The sequence below is a fragment of the Cupriavidus sp. FW305-F7 genome (assembly GCF_058782875.1).
On the sequence record NZ_JBYSYC010000067.1, the window covers coordinates 1 to 14,994 of the forward strand.

Genomic DNA, 14,994 nt, shown 5'->3' on the forward strand with positions numbered 1-14,994 from the left:
TCACCTGGAAACAAGCGGCCAACCAGTTCGCCATTCTCTTCGGTGACCGCTTCACCAACGCCCTACGCTGAGATTTAATTAACCGACCTCAGCACACAGAATTCCTGACACCTCCACGGCTGGCGCCCCACACGACACCGCCGTCTCAAGCTTCTGTGTTTTAGAAGCTCTATCGCTCGCGCCATCCAAAGGATTCCGTCCCCACCTTTGGGTGCCAGAAGAAATCCGTTGGGAAGTTTTTATGACGTTCCTTCGAATGTGCATTCCGAATCGGGTATTACATGCATAACCAAATCGAATGTACCAAGAGCTACACTGGCATGTCCTCGTACCGGCAGTTGCTTCTACGCTACCGTGGATGGTCGCAGAGGAGTCACTTTCGCGCGCGGAACGCTCGTGCCATCACGCCGGTGTGGAAGGTGTCAATCTAGTTTGATGCCGGCGTCCAAGACGACCTTCTTCCACTTTCCTGCCTGGGTGCGCATCAGACTTTCCAACGCTTCTTGGCTACCGCCTGCAGGCTCCAGGTCCATTTCAAGAAGACGACGCTTAATCCCCGGCTCGGCGAGAATATCGTTGATGGTTTTGTTTAGTTTGGATGTGATTTCCTTGGGCGTGCCCGCCGGGGCGACCAGCGCCTGCCAGAAAATCATTTCGAAGCCTGGCAAGCCGCTTTCGGATACGGTCGGAAGCTCGGGATATGCTGTTGCCCGCTTTGACGTCGTAATGGCCAGCGCTTTGAGCTTGCCGCCCTTGACGAGTGGCATCGCCTCAGGCGCGAGCGCCATCATGACTTGTACCTGCCCCGCCATGAGGTCTTGCAGCGCCGGAGCACCGCCCTTGTATGGCACATGGACAATGCTTGTGTTGGTCGCCTTCTTGTACAGTTCCATCCCTAGATGGCTGGGCGTGCCGTTCCCAGCAGACGCGTAGCCCTCGGAAGAAGGACGGGTCTTCAGGTAACGAGCAAGGTCGGACATGGAGTTGACGGGCACGCTGGGATTCACCACCATCACGCTCGGAATTGAGGTGACCTGGATGATTGGGGCGAAGTCCTTTGCCGGGTCGTAGCTAAGTTTGCTGTACAGGCTTGGATTGACAGACAAGCCAGTCATCGTTGCGAAGAGCAACGTGTACCCATCCGGAGCCGACTTTGCCACCGCGCTTGCCGCGATGGCTTCGCTGGCACCCGGCCGATTATCGACCACGACCGGCTGGCCAAGCTTGGCGGCCAGCTTCTGGCCGACCAGGCGCGCCACGCCATCGGTAGAACCACCCGGGGGATAGGGAACCAGTAGGCGGATTGGCTTGTAGGGATAGTCAGCGGCATTGGCGATGATGGGTCCGCAAACTATGGAAGCAGCGGCAACTACTAAAGCAGTGGTAAGGCGTTTCATGACGTCGTCCTTTCAGGGGATGCAGGATATGGTGTGAGGGCGCACTACGCGTCGTGGAGTTCGAGAACGGCGTCGCCGTACCCAACAGTTTCGCCGTCGTCCACAAGCTGGTTTCCAGCCATCCCATCGGCCGGAGCAATGATGGCGCTCAGTACCGAGTCAATAGTCAGGTAGCCCACGTGGTCGCCCTGCTTGACCTCATGGATAGATGCGTCAGCCGCGAGAGGGTGTCTTCGGCTGAACGTACCCGTTGCGGCAGATAGGACTTCCTTGCGCTGCGCAGGTTGGGAGGCGATGACCGCGCTGGTTTTTACAGTCGTCCTACGTGCATCGCTCAGCGGTTCGGCCACGTCGGCAAAGCGTAGTGTCAAGGTTCGAGCGCCGTCACCGTATGTCAACTCCGAAACCCCAGCTCGCTCAAGTGTCGCGACCAGCGAGTCAAGCTGTTCAGTGTTCATGACTGCCTCCCTTTGCAGCTGCATCCCAATGCGATAGCAGTCTCTCCAGGTAGTGGATGTCGGCGCCACCAGCGGCAAAAGCTGATTCCTCCATCAACTTGCGATGTAATGGCACGGTTGTCTGAATCCCTTCAATCTGAACCTCGTCAAGCGCAGTCTTCATTCGCGCAATGGCCTCATCTCGAGTGGCGCCATGTACCAGGAGCTTCGCAATGAGGGAGTCATAGTGCGGTGGCACGACATATCCCGGGTACACGTGCGACTCCACCCGGACACCCGGCCCACCGGGTGCAATCCAGTCGAGGATTTCGCCGGGGCAGGGCGTGAATTTCCACGGATGCTCGGCGTTGATGCGACATTCAATGGAATGGCCAGAAAAGGAGACATCGCACTGTTTCACACTGAGCTTCTCGCCGCGCGCAATGCGAAGCTGTTCAGCGACGATGTCAACGCCGGTGACGAGCTCCGTCACGGGGTGTTCGACCTGAACACGCGTGTTCATCTCGATGAAGAAGAACTCACCGTCCTCGTACAGGAACTCGAACGTGCCAGCGCCGCGGTATCCAATCTGGACGCACGCTTGCGCGCAGAGCTCTCCAATCCTTGCAATCTCGCTTCGGGCGATACCTGGTGCCGGGGACTCTTCAATGAGTTTCTGGTGACGTCGTTGGGTGGAGCAGTCTCGCTCACCCAGCCAGACGGCATTGCCGTGCATGTCGGCCAAAATCTGGATTTCGATGTGGCGCGGCGTCTTCAGATACCGCTCCAGATAGACAGTAGGATTCCCGAACGCGCGGCCGGCTTCCTCCCGCGTCATGGCTACCGCATTGACCAACTCAGTAGGGCTCTCGACGACACGCATACCTCTACCTCCGCCACCGCCCGCTGCCTTTACAATCAGTGGGTACCCCACGCGGGCTGCAATGTCGATAACGCGGTCAGGCTCGTCTGGCAGTGGGCCATCCGAGCCAGGTACGCAGGGAACACCTGCCTCTGCCATGGCCTGCTTGGCAGTGACTTTGTCCCCCATCAGCCGAATGGATTCGGAGGTCGGTCCGACAAAAATGAGCCCAGCGCTCTCTACTGCCGCAGCAAATGACGCGTTCTCGGACAGAAAGCCATAACCGGGGTGAACTGCTCCCGCGCCCGTAGCCTTCGCCGCGAGAAGAATCTCTTGCTGATTGAGGTAGCTTTTCGACGACGGAGCGGGACCGATGCAAATCGTCTGGTCAGCCAAGGCCACATGTCGCAACGTCGCATCTGCCTCGGAGTGTGCCGCGACAGTCTTGAGTCCGAGCTTGCGACATGCACGCTGGATTCTCAGTGCAATCTCACCGCGGTTAGCTATGAGGACAGTGTCAAACATGGGCTCCCTCCACGTCCTCGATGACAAAGAGCGGCGTGTCGGCAGACACAGCTGCTCCGTCATCAACGAGAATCTCCGAAACCCGTCCAGCACGGTCGGCTTCAATCGGGTTGAGTAGCTTCATGGCTTCGACAATTGCCAAGGTTTGACCTTCCTCGACGAGGTCGCCGATTGATACGAACGAGGGTTGGTTCGGGGCAGGAGACCGGTAGAACGTGCCAGTCATCCCCGCAAGGACACTATGACTAGTTGCCGGCTCCGCAGAAGCCTTAGCGGCTGCGACTGTCTCCGCCGGGGTAGGCGACCGTTCTGTGACAGGTTGTTGGGGCACCTCGGCGGTAGAGCTAGGGAATGATGAGCTCCGCTTCAGCGTCACTTGTCGCTGGCCGTCGCTGTAATCGATTTCGCTGAGCGCCGCTGAGCGTTCAAGGACGCCGACCAGCGTTTCCACGAACTTCAGGTCCATGTATTCCTCAGCTGAAAGACTTGACGACGATGCCGGCTGCCTTGAGCGTGCTCCGGACTTTTGCCGCCATCTGAATGGCTCCCGGTGTGTCGCTATGTACGCAGATGGTGTCAATCTGGACGGGGAGTAGCCTTCCGGAAACGGTCTCAATGGCGCCGGCCTGGACCATCCGCAGCATGCGGGCAGCCGCCTCGTCGCCATCGTGTAGAACTGCGCCGGGCACGGACCGATGTACGAGGTTACCTTCCTCGGTGTATGCACGGTCTGCGAAGACCTCACGCCGCACAGCCAGGCCCATCTCGGAAGCCACACGCTCCATAACGGCGCCGGCAAAGGTCATACAGATGAGGTTCGGGTCAACTGCTTTGATTGCGCGTGCGATAGCTGTCGCTACAGCTTCATCAGTCTGTGTCAGGTTTCCGAGTGCGCCGTGAGCCTTGACGTACGTAATTGGGTGATCAGCATATCGCGACAGTGCTTGAGCTGCACCAATCTGGTACGCAACCAGGCGCTCGATTTCGCCGTGCGTGAAAGGGATGACACGACGGCCAAAGCCCCACAGGTCAGGGAAGCCAGGGTGAGCACCGACAGCGACGCCACGAGCCTTTGCTAGGGCGAAAGTCTTTGCCATGATTTCGGGGTCGCCGGCGTGCATTCCACAAGCGACATTGGCCGAGGTGACAATCTCGAGGATGGCAGCATCATCGCCCATGCGATAAGCGCCAAAGCCCTCACCCATGTCCGAGTTGAGGTCAACTTCGATAGCGTTGCTCTGTGTGTTCATGATTCTCGATTCCTTGTTGAGGTTTGTGAGGCGGCCAACTAGGCGCGCCCAGCCATCATGGCTAAGGTGTCCCGAATCCTTAGTTCCTCGTCGCGTCTCGTTTGAAGCGCAGCCACGGCGGTATCGATGTCGGTGAGAGTGAATCGAATGCCGCACCCAATAGGAGCTTGGGAAAGCTTCCACAGGTCGGCCTCAATCACGGTTGCAATCTTCGGATAGCCCCCGCAGGTATTGGCTTCCGCAAGCTGAACAATGGCTTGGCCTGACGGCGGGACTTGGATGGTGCCCGCTACGATGCCGTGCGACAGCAGTTCGACGTGCTGTGACTGGGTGAGCACAGGGCCGCTTAATCGATACCCGACGCGATTTGCGTCCGGTGTCACCTTGAATTCTTCCTGGAGGAATGTCGTCTGAGAGTCGGACGTAAAGCGCTCAAACTCGGCTGCAGGCAGCACACGAACGGTGATGCACTTCGTGCTCAGTTCGTCCCAGTACTCGAGCAAGCCCTTTGGAACCACGCCGAGTCCGACCTTCCAGGGTCGGTCGGTGCGCGATTGCTCATTGCCGATGTCCAGGCGGTCCCCACGCATCAAGCCGCGTCCCGCCGCGCCACCGAACGCCCCTTTGAGGTCCGTGGACTTTGAGCCCATGATTGGTTTGACATTGATGCCGCCACCGATGGTCAAATAAGCTCGGGCCCCGCTGCGGGGGCGCTCGATGACGAGTGTTTGCCCCGCGGACGCTGTGCGGCCCCACCAGGGAGCGAGACGCTGCTCGTCCAGGCTTGCCTTGACGTCGGCCCCGGTTACGGCAAAACGCGTGTCCTCGTAGAATTTGACGCGGAATGGGAACAGATTGATTTCGATGCCTGCTTCCCCACGGTCATTCCCCACCAGCGCGTTGCCGATGGACAAGGCCAAAGGGTCCATGGCGCCGCTGCGACTGACGCCGAAACTCAGGCATCCGTAGCGTCCCAAGTCCTGCACTACGTTCGGCGCGCCATTCGAAAGAATCTCTATCACGCCAAAATCTCCTTGATGCTGAACCTCACTGTGTCTCCTGGGGCAAGCAGGCACGGACTGTCTTGGGCTGCGTCGAACATCTCTCGCTGGGTGATGCCGACGAGATGCCACCCAGAGGGTGCGGTGCACGGCATGACGCCGGCCTGGCTGCCGCCCACAATCACAGAACCCTTTTGAACCTTCATACGTGGAGTGCTTCGGCGGGGAACTGAAAGTTCTTCGGGAAGGCCAGTCATATAGGCAAATCCGGGCATCGAGCCAACGCACGCTACTGTGTACACAGCGGCGCTATGCCGACGGACATACTCTTCGATGGTGAGTGCGGCGCCGTCTGCGAGGTCCTGCAAGTCCTCGCCATACTCGCCGCCGTATGTCACGGGGATGTCGAAATGCTTTCCTGTGCGGTGTGATGGGGTCGCAGATTCCCATAGCTGGCGCATGAGCGACTCCGCTTTCCGTGGGTGAAGCTGGAGCGGGTCGAACATAAGGAGAAGGTTGTTGACGCCGAGCACTACTTCACGCGAGGTCGCTTTCCCTAAACGTTGACGCAGCTTAGTGGCGAGCGAAAGCAGGAGTGACTGGACATCGTTGTCAAAAGCGCCGGTGGAAGCGTCGAGCAAGAGCGCGCCAGAGCCCGCAGGGTGAATGCGGGCAGCGACGGTGTTGTCGGGCTCTGCCAGTTCCAGGGTGAGCGTCATGCTTGAAATACCGATTGCGATTCAGGGTCCGGCCGCGCAGTAATGCAGCGGCCGGGACTGGTCAGTGTTCCAACGGCTTGTGAGCCGTCTCCTTGGCCACGAGCAGGCTGGCCAGGGTGACCAGCAGGCCGGCTCCGATGTAGAGCGAGAGAGTTGTGGGCGACTGATAAGTCTTGTATAGGCTGGCGAAGACCAGGGGTGCGAATCCGCCACCAATAATGCCGCCCAGCGTTGCTGCCAGAGAGGCTCCCGCATATCGGACGCGCGTCGGGAACTGCTCCGTAACAAAGGCGGCTTGTGGTCCGTACATCATGGCTTGGAACAACATGCCAACCACGACAGCGATACAGACGTTCACGGGGTTGAGGGTGTTCATCAGCGCGAAATACGCGAATGCCCAGCCAATCGACAGCACTGCACCTGCCCCATAAACAATCTTCCGGCCGAGCTTGTCGCTGAGTGCTCCGAAGAGTGGCACCGCAACGGCATGGAGGGCCGCGCCCAGCATGGTTGCTGTCAGCGCCAGCGAGCGCGGCAGGTTCAGGACCGTCGTCACGTAGGTAAGCGTGAAGACGACGAGCAGACCGTACACGATGTCCGACCCGATTCGCACGCCACCTGCAATCAGAAGGCGACGCCAGTGGATCTGAACGACCTCCTTCAGCGGCATCTCGGCTTTGCTGTGACCCTGCTCGAGTTGCTCGAACATCGGCGTTTCATCCACGCCGCGGCGCAGCCAGAGGCCGAATGCAACCAGGCCTACGCTCGAGAGGAACGGAATGCGCCACCCCCAATCGTGGAACGCTTCCGTCGGGAGGAAGAATGAGAAGAAAGTAATGAAGCCGGCGCCCAAGAGCGTGCCGCAAGCAGGTCCAACCTGAGCGAAAGACGCGTTGCGCCCGCGCTGGTGCTGACTGCCGTGCTCCATCGAAAGCAGGACCGCACCTGCCCACTCTCCGCCAATCGATACACCTTGGAGAAAGCGAAGCGCCACCAGCAGAATCGGACTCCAGATGCCCCACGCTTCATAGGTCGGCAACATACCCATGAGACCGGTTGATGCTCCCATTAGTACCAGCGTTGCAACCAGGACGAAGCGGCGGCCAAGCTTGTCGCCAAGGTGCCCAAATACAATTCCGCCGAACGGCCGCGACAGGTAGCCAACGGCGTAGGTGGAGAAGGCCAGGATGGTCCCCGACAATGGGTCCACCGACGGAAAGAACACGCTGTTGAAGACAAGCGCCGCCATGAGGTTGTAGACCGTGAAGTCGTACCATTCCAGCGTCGTACCGATTGAACTGGCTGCAGCCAGGCGTCGCATCTTCTGGCGCGGTGCCGCATCATGAGTCGACTCGGCAGTGGCCGTAAAAGTGGTTGCGTTGTCCATTACTTCAACTCCTCACGGGACAGCTTCCACGTCAGCTGATAGCGGGCCGCATCAGCTGGCGAACAGGGAAGGGCTTCGATGGCGTGACGCAGCGCGGCTTCGTTTGACGCGGAGCTGCTGCTTTCGACGATGTAGAGCGGACGCATTTCACGCGTGGCAAGGTCCTCCAGCGGAAGCGGGCGGCTAAGCTCGTCATTCGGGGTGATGAGGTACGAGCGGACGAAGGCGATGTCCTCCGCCAAGAGGGCTCCGACGTTCGTGCACTTCTCCTCAACATCGGAAGATGCAGCGTTCAGTGGGAGCACCGCAACCCAACCGCCGCTGCCTTGACCGACATCCGCGGAAACTTCGCCAATGCGGCGCGTTGGGCGGAGCATCTTCGGCAGGACCTTCACGGACCAGGGAGTTTGGTTCTTGAAGGCGTGGGAGTATGCAGCTGAGGCGAATACCCCAATCGATTCTGCCCAGTAGAGCCCGAGGTATTTCGGTCGACCCGTAACTGCCATATAACGAGCTGCGGAAATAACTCCCTCCATGCGAACGCGCTCTTCGATGTGTTCGCGGTCGTACCAGGCATTAAAATCACTTTCGTCATCGGGGCTAATATCCGATGCCACGAAAAGCATGCCGAACTCGCTTTCTGCCATTTCCTCACCTCGCTCGTTTTGGTTATATGAATGCTACTGAGGTGAGCCGGTCAGGGACAAACGGGAATTTTTTCGACCGTCCAATAGGATTTCTTTCGACCCTTAAGGGTTGATGCACCAGAGCAGTCGTAAGGCTGGGCGTTATTGGTGCATAAAGTGGCTCACCGAGCTTGTCCGATGAGGGTAATCCCTATTTGGGCCCGACCATGGAGGCCCTTTCTCCTATTAGGGGGCATGGGGTGCTCAGGGTAATTCCCTAGCGAATGAAGACGTGCACTGCCGAGGAGAGGCTGGGTGTTGGAGAGGTAGCGCTTGTTATTGCGGCGAGAAAGGTGCCGGCATCGAGCGCATAAATCGGTCTGCTTCTTGGCAAGCCAATTCAGCGACCAGTCGGATAGCGTCGGATTCACGACTTTCGAGATAGCTGACAATAAGTCCCTGAGGGGGAAGCTGCATGTCAGTTTCGATAATCCGCAGCTCGCCTCGAACAACCTCCTCACGAACAGGAGGCAGTGGAATCAGTGCATTCCCGAGGCCGCTCCGCACCAGTCGAGCAAGTGCGGCAACGGAATTTACGCAGTGCACCTTTCCCATGGGAACGCCTGCACGCCGGTACACGTCCTTGAGGACCAGGTAAGGTTGTGAGCCACGGCTCATTGTGACCACGGGTTGGGCGAGCAGCTCTCGGACGTCAACTTTGCGCTCGCCTTTCCCACCTGGCCCTACCCATCCCACACCCATTGGCAAACAGGTCGTACTAACCACACCGTCTCCGGCCAATTGGTCGGTCTGTAGAGCGATGTCTACGTCGCCGTCACGGAGACTCTTGTTCAGCCGGTCAGTGGACTCGGAGCTTAGTTGGACCTCTATGCCTGGATAGGAGGACTGGAGGTGCTCGATGAATCCCACAAGCCAGGTGTGGACCACAGTGTCAATTGCGCCGATGCGGACGCTGCCAAGTACGTTCTGGTCTGACTGGCCGAGCTGCATAATGTACTTCTGCATCTCGAGAACGCGCTCGCCAAGCGGAATCAGCCTCATCCCTACCGGTGTGAGGCGCAAGTCTCCTGCGTCACGGGAGAAGACTCGGGCGCCAATCTCCTCCTCCAGCGATGCAATCCGATTCGAAATCGTGGCTTGTGTAATGTGGAGCTTGTCGGCAGCGGCGCGAAAGCTACCCAACTGCACAACAAGGATGAAGCTCTCAAGAAAGCGAGTGTTCATATGAAGACAGAGCTCGGTTTCATGCCGCTGTGGCGGGACGATGGCGCCAGAGCGTGTCAGCTGCGCTCGGCGCCTGTGAGAAACCTATCGATGCGCCGCCACATTTCCACTGGGTTAGAGTACATCGGAAAGTGTGCGCAATCACTTATCTCAGCAAGTTCTACGCCAGACTCTGCCAACAGCGGCAGGTAAGTTAAATGACTGTTTTGCTCGCCGTACATGAACATCCGTGGGAAAGGAAGCGATAAGAACTTGTTCATGAGGGCACCGTGGTCCGACAAATGCACCATTGACGTGAAGATGCCCGACACTGCCTGTGCACGAACCTTGTGACGGAGACTCGCGGCGTAGAGCGGCGAAGAGTACTGAGAGGAGTGCCAGTTCCGGTCGATGAACTCGTTGAAGAATGCCTGAGGGTCGTCAGCGGGGAAGTCCACAATCTGTCTGCTCAAAAAGCAGTCTTCCGGCGCGACATTGCCTTCGATGTCGATGAAACTCAAAATGCGGTCAGGCAGTTCATGTGCGAGCATCAGCGCAGTGAGTCCGCCCATGGAGTGCCCGACCAAGTGGAAACGGTCGATACCCGCATGAGCCAGCATTGCTTTGGCTGTCTCAACCAGAAAGGGAATGCTGACCTTCCGAAGGTCACCACAGGCCGTTTCCCCGCAGCCAGGCGCGTCATATGCAAGGAACGGACGGCCCGCGAAGGCACGATTGATGGCGATGTCCGCGTAGTCTTCTTTCGTCGAGCCGAACCCGTGCAAGAACACGATTGGCGCGAGGTCGCCCTGACGACCAATGGCCGCGATTTTGAGCGCTACGCCGTCTACCTCAAGTGCTATGGTTTCCTTCCGGGTATCTCTGTTCATCGTCATTGTAGGGATGATAGTTTGATTCTTAGTCGACTGTGGCACCTGACAGCTTGACGGCCTCAGACCACTTCCGAATATCGGTGCCAATCAAAGTACGGAACTGTGCGGGCTTCATCGTCATTGGCTCTGCGCAACTGTGCGACGACATCGGGAGACTGCGAAGCAGGGCGAGAGATATCACTGACCCTCCCTTTTATCTCAATCAAGAGACAGGCAAAACTGACGAATGGCTTCGCACGCCTTGCGCAGGGAATCATTGTCCAAGGCGTATGCGATGCGGATGTATGGTCCCAGTCCGAAAGCTGAACCGTGCACCACCGCGACGTTTGCTTCTTCGAGCAGAGCGAGCGCAACGTCCTCGTCCGTACGCAGCAGTGTGCCGCCAGGTGTGGTTTTGCCAAGCAGACCTTCGCAGGATGCAAATGCGTAGAACGCGCCGCCCGGCACAGCACAGCCAAGTCCCGGCGTGTTGTTCAGCAGGTCCACCATCATGTCCCGGCGAGCCTGGAATACAGCCTTCGAGTCGTGGATGAAATCTTGGGGGCCTTGGAGCGCGGCGAGAGCAGCGTGCTGCGAGATTGAGGACGCGCCAGAGGTTTGCTGGCCTTGAAGCTTCTCCATCGCCTCGAGCAACCATGCTGGCCCAGTACCGAAGCCGATGCGCCAGCCCGTCATGGCATACGCCTTGGACACGCCATTCATCGTTAGCGTCCGGTCCTTGAGACGCGGTTCCACCTGGGCCATCGTATGGAACTTTGCACCGTCGAAGGTCAGGTGCTCGTAGATGTCGTCCGACAGCACCAGTACATGAGGATGAGCCAGTAGTACTTCGGCCAGGCCGGCCAATTCTGCTTGCGAGTAGACGGCGCCAGTCGGATTCGATGGAGAGTTAAGAATCAGCCAGCGGGTCTTCGGCGTGATAGCGTTGCTCAACGCTTCAGACGTCAGTTTGAAGCCCACGTCGGCGCCGCACGGTACGACCACCGGTGTAGCGCCGCACAGTTGGACCATCTCGGGATAGCTCACCCAGTACGGAGCGGGCACGATGACCTCGTCACCGGTGTTCAACGTGGCTGCCAGGGCGTTGTAGATGACCTGCTTGCCGCCCGAACAGACGATCGTCTCTTGCCAGCTGACATCGAGTCCGTTCTCGCGTTTGAACTTCTCGGCGATGGCCTCCCGAAGGGCACGCAGTCCAGCTACCTGCGTGTAACGGGTATGGCCGCTGCGAATGGCACCGATGGCCGCCTCACAAATGTGACTCGGCGTGTCGAAATCGGGCTCTCCGGCACTCAGAGAGATGATTTTCGCACCGGTCGCACGCTTGGCGGCGACGCGGTCCATCATGCGGTACGTTGCCGACGGTTGGGCGTTGGCAAGATTCACGTTTAAGCGCTGTTGCTCGGCTGCCATCACGCCTTCCTCTGCAAGGTGTGGTAACCAAGAGCTTCACGGGCTTGACCCAGCGTCTTACCGTTGGCAATGTGCTTGCGAATCTGCGATTCGACGTCCTCGATCTTACGGGCAAGTTCAGCGACTTCCTTTGCACGCTCGCGCGGGATAACGACAACGCCATTGGCGTCTGCCACGACGATGTCGCGAGCACAAACGCGGGCGGTCCCCACGGAAACAGGCGTGTTCACGGATTCAACTTGCACGCGGTCCTTGCCGGTACGCATGAACCGGCCGCGCGTAAAGAGCGGATAGCCGTCGCCGAGAGCCTTCGTCACGTCGCGGCAGACGCCGTCAATCACGGTGCCAGCGATGCCGCGAGCGCCAGCATACTGTGTCATGATGTCGCCCCACACCGTGCAGTCCGTGCGGCCGTCGTTGTCGATGACGATGATGTCCCCGGACTGCACATCGTCGATGAAGTCACCGACAGTACCGGGAGGGATGCTGGCCGACACGTATTTAACCGTGAAGGCGGGGCCGACCACAGGCTTACGGTAGTTGTCCAGCGGGGCGATACCCAGGCATTGACCGGGCAGACCAAGGCGGTCCATCGCGTCCGATACGCCAGGGGTGTCCAGACCCTCGAAAAGGGCTACCAGTTCCTTGTCAGTCATTTTGCTTCCTTGCTGTTGATGGCTTCGAATTCCTTGTCGTGCATGACTTCTTCGACAGAGCGTCCAGAACGCACGGCCTTCACCATGCCGTCCTGACGACGCGCAATGCGTTCGCCCAGGTCGAGCACTTCTTCGATTCGATTTGCGGGGACGAACACGGTGCCACAACGGTCAGCGATGACATAGTCGTCTTCGTTGACCACCACACCCGCGAACGTTACGGGCTTTCCGGCGTCGACTTGCACCACGCGGTTGCGCGCGCTAATCATCGTGACGCCACGGCCGAACACGGGATACCCAATGGACTCGCTGCCTTCAATATCGCGACTAACACCGTCAATGACCGAGCCTCGTACCTTCTTTGCCGCAGACGCGTTGGCGAGGATGTCACCCCAGCACGAGATACCTTCCTGGCCACCGGCGATGACGAGAATGCGGTCGTCCGTCCGGATTTGTGCAACGACGGGCGTGATGAGATGCACAGTCGGCTTTGCATCGGTCTTGGGGCCCAGTTGAATGGTGCTCGCACGGCCAACAATCTTTGGGCAATCCCAGAGAGGGCGAATGCCATAGGTCGCGCCAGGGAGGTTCAGGAAATCCAGAGCATCGGACACCGTGTTGGTATCGAGCGATGCAAGGCGGTCCAGCAGGGACGGAGTACTCATGATGAGAGGGGGTGTTGGGTTGCCATGGCCTTACTGTCGGCGCTAGAGTTCGAAATGTAAATTCCGAATCCAGTAACCTTTCCATACGCCAAACCTATCAATCGTCATGATTAACTTCCGGCTTGTTCGCCACCTCTATCTCTTCCTCGCGGTGGCCGAAGAGGGAAATTTTGGGCGCGCCGCGAAGCGGCTGGGGATGTCCCAGCCCCCTTTATCCGAGCAGATTCAGGTGCTCGAGCAAGCACTCAAGGTGAAGCTCTTTGAGCGCGGCAGGAAGGGGGCGACTCTGACTCCAATTGGGGCGGCAATTCTGCCTGCGGTTCGGAAGTTTGCCGAGCAACTGGACCGACTAGAACTGGCCGTGCAAGAGGCAATCGCAGGCAGCACCGGCGTGCTATCCATCGGCGCCATATCTTCTGCGCTCGTTGATACGCTGCCAGCTCTAATTGACGAACTTGGAAGGAGATTCCCTCAGTTGACGGTCTCGGTCACGGAGATAGATAGCGTCGATGCAGTGCCAGCGCTGGAGCGGGGCGACATCGACCTGGCTTTTGCTCGCCTTGAAGGCGATATGGGGACAACAATTGGTGCGGTTCCACTAAAGCAGGATCGGCTGGCAGTTGCCCTGCCGAAGACCCATAGGTTTGCGGACATGCCTAGGGTTCGCCTTGCAAGTCTGTCTGACGAACCCTTTGTCATCTTCTCTCGTGCTGTAAGCCCGACGTACTTCGACAGCATCATCGCGACATGTTGGGCTGCTGGCTTTTCTCCCCGAATACTCCATGAAGTGCGAACCGTTGCCACGCAAGTGGCTTTTGTCGGATGTGGGCAGGGTATTGCGCTTGTGCCGTCATCCATGAAGAAGGCCGCTCCAGAGAGTGTTGTTGTCCGCCCGCTGAAGGAGGCGGTCAATGTAGTTACCACTGCAATGGCCTGGTCGAAAAGCAGACAGAGTCCTGCAGTCGAAGCTGCTATCGACATCCTGTCGAGTGGCAAAGTCGCCACGTCGAGACAACGGCGGCAGCGCCAGGCTGGGTAGGGTATTCAAGTCCTATCCATAGGTTTGGCGTATCGAATCAATCCGGTATTTGGAATTTACAGCCGTGTGATGTTGCCCGAGAGTTCGCATATCCCCCCGATTCTTACCAGGAGACTCTTGTGGCAACCTCTAGCCTAACCGTCAACCCCGTTCCGGCTCTCGCGCCCGCCGAAGTTATCGAGGCATTTCGGAACGTGGTAACTCCGCACATCAGCGACAACCTACAGCGCCTTTCTGGTGTGACGGGTCTGAAGCGGTTCAACCGTAGCCGAAAGCTGGTTGGTACCGCCATCACGGTCAAGGCTCGACCTGGCGACAATCTGCTGATTTACAAGGCGTTGATGGAGTTGCAACCAGGCCATGTCCTGGTCGTCGACGGGGGCGGAGATTGTACGAATGCGCTGGTGGGTGAGCTCATCATGCAATACGCAGCGGCGCGGGGCTGCGCCGGCTTTGTTCTGGATGGGGCAATTCGCGACACCGCGGCGTTCTATGAGTCAGATTTTCCTTGCTTCGCGAGGGACATCAGCCATCGAGGGCCCTACAAAATGGGTCCCGGTGCAATGAATGTTCCGGTGTCGATTGGCGGCCAAATTGTCTACCCCGGCGACGTCGTTGTTGGAGATGAGGATGGCGTGGTCGCATTTCCTGTATCCCAGGCACAGGCACTCCTGGAAGCAGTCGCCATAACGGCGAAGAACGAAGAAAAAATCATGGCCGAAATTGCGACAGGCGTGAGAGAGCAAGAGTGGCTTCGCAAGGTGCTCGAGCCCCACGGGCTGTACTAAGTTGGGAATGATGCGAGGGAAGGCGATTGCGTTCGCCTCCCCAGCGTTCGACAATCAGGGCGTTTCCATAGCACCTTGAGACCGTCCCTCATTACTGACAATCGCAGCGCGG

General features: G+C 58.5%; 16 protein-coding genes. 2 read left to right on the forward strand and 14 right to left on the reverse strand.

The window, feature by feature from the left end:
• Window positions 1-422: 422 nt before the first annotated feature.
• The 14 genes from AC3WL8_RS36535 to AC3WL8_RS36600 form a co-directional block, all read right to left on the reverse strand.
• Entirely contained in the window at window positions 423-1,397 is a 975-nt protein-coding gene (locus AC3WL8_RS36535) for a Bug family tripartite tricarboxylate transporter substrate binding protein (protein WP_492379907.1), read from the reverse strand.
• Window positions 1,398-1,441: 44 nt separating this feature from the next.
• On the reverse strand, window positions 1,442-1,855 hold the full coding sequence (locus tag AC3WL8_RS36540) for a hypothetical protein (RefSeq protein ID WP_492379908.1): 414 nt from the start codon (window positions 1,853-1,855) through the stop codon (window positions 1,442-1,444).
• Window positions 1,845-3,221, reverse strand: a complete 1,377-nt coding sequence (gene accC, locus AC3WL8_RS36545) for an acetyl-CoA carboxylase biotin carboxylase subunit (protein ID WP_492379909.1) — start codon at window positions 3,219-3,221, stop codon at window positions 1,845-1,847. The genes AC3WL8_RS36540 and accC overlap by 11 nt, the downstream gene beginning before the upstream one ends.
• Window positions 3,214-3,687, reverse strand: coding sequence for an acetyl-CoA carboxylase biotin carboxyl carrier protein (accB, locus tag AC3WL8_RS36550; RefSeq protein ID WP_492379910.1), 474 nt, complete (start codon window positions 3,685-3,687; stop codon window positions 3,214-3,216). The genes accC and accB overlap by 8 nt, the downstream gene beginning before the upstream one ends.
• Window positions 3,688-3,694: 7 nt before the next feature.
• Complete coding sequence (locus AC3WL8_RS36555) at window positions 3,695-4,471, reverse strand: LamB/YcsF family protein (protein ID WP_492379911.1); 777 nt, start codon at window positions 4,469-4,471, stop codon at window positions 3,695-3,697.
• A 38-nt stretch (window positions 4,472-4,509) separates the two neighbouring features.
• The gene (locus AC3WL8_RS36560; protein ID WP_492379912.1) at window positions 4,510-5,493 is read right to left on the reverse strand and encodes a 5-oxoprolinase subunit C family protein; all 984 of its coding nucleotides are present in this window, start codon (window positions 5,491-5,493) and stop codon (window positions 4,510-4,512) included.
• Window positions 5,490-6,191 carry a 5-oxoprolinase subunit PxpB gene (gene pxpB, locus AC3WL8_RS36565; protein ID WP_492379913.1) on the reverse strand — a complete coding sequence of 234 codons (702 nt, stop codon included), beginning with the start codon at window positions 6,189-6,191 and terminating at the stop codon, window positions 5,490-5,492. The genes AC3WL8_RS36560 and pxpB overlap by 4 nt, the downstream gene beginning before the upstream one ends.
• Before the next feature lie 61 nt (window positions 6,192-6,252).
• Window positions 6,253-7,578, reverse strand: a complete 1,326-nt coding sequence (locus AC3WL8_RS36570; protein WP_492379914.1) for an MFS transporter — start codon at window positions 7,576-7,578, stop codon at window positions 6,253-6,255.
• Window positions 7,578-8,225, reverse strand: a complete 648-nt coding sequence (locus AC3WL8_RS36575) for a hypothetical protein (protein WP_492379915.1) — start codon at window positions 8,223-8,225, stop codon at window positions 7,578-7,580. The genes AC3WL8_RS36570 and AC3WL8_RS36575 overlap by 1 nt, the downstream gene beginning before the upstream one ends.
• A gap of 315 nt (window positions 8,226-8,540) precedes the next feature.
• A complete protein-coding gene (locus tag AC3WL8_RS36580; protein ID WP_492379916.1) occupies window positions 8,541-9,449 on the reverse strand; it encodes a LysR family transcriptional regulator in 909 nt (302 codons plus the stop codon).
• 56 nt (window positions 9,450-9,505) lie between these two features.
• Window positions 9,506-10,324 (reverse strand): alpha/beta fold hydrolase, encoded by an 819-nt coding sequence (locus AC3WL8_RS36585; RefSeq protein WP_492379917.1) that lies wholly within the window; start codon window positions 10,322-10,324, stop codon window positions 9,506-9,508.
• Window positions 10,325-10,519: 195 nt separating this feature from the next.
• Window positions 10,520-11,734 carry a pyridoxal phosphate-dependent aminotransferase gene (locus tag AC3WL8_RS36590; RefSeq protein ID WP_492379918.1) on the reverse strand — a complete coding sequence of 405 codons (1,215 nt, stop codon included), beginning with the start codon at window positions 11,732-11,734 and terminating at the stop codon, window positions 10,520-10,522.
• A complete protein-coding gene (locus AC3WL8_RS36595; RefSeq protein ID WP_492379919.1) occupies window positions 11,734-12,390 on the reverse strand; it encodes an RraA family protein in 657 nt (218 codons plus the stop codon). Before AC3WL8_RS36595 ends, AC3WL8_RS36590 begins: the two co-directional genes overlap by 1 nt.
• On the reverse strand, window positions 12,387-13,055 hold the full coding sequence (locus AC3WL8_RS36600) for an RraA family protein (RefSeq protein WP_492379920.1): 669 nt from the start codon (window positions 13,053-13,055) through the stop codon (window positions 12,387-12,389). Before AC3WL8_RS36600 ends, AC3WL8_RS36595 begins: the two co-directional genes overlap by 4 nt.
• 106 nt (window positions 13,056-13,161) lie before the next feature.
• Here AC3WL8_RS36600 and AC3WL8_RS36605 point away from each other — a divergent pair, with 106 nt between their 5' ends.
• Together AC3WL8_RS36605 and AC3WL8_RS36610 are read left to right on the forward strand one after the other, a co-directional pair.
• Window positions 13,162-14,094: a LysR family transcriptional regulator gene (locus AC3WL8_RS36605; protein ID WP_492379921.1), complete on the forward strand. Its 933-nt coding sequence runs from the start codon at window positions 13,162-13,164 to the stop codon at window positions 14,092-14,094.
• 119 nt (window positions 14,095-14,213) lie between these two features.
• Entirely contained in the window at window positions 14,214-14,882 is a 669-nt protein-coding gene (locus AC3WL8_RS36610; protein WP_492379922.1) for an RraA family protein, read from the forward strand.
• Window positions 14,883-14,994: the final 112 nt, after the last annotated feature.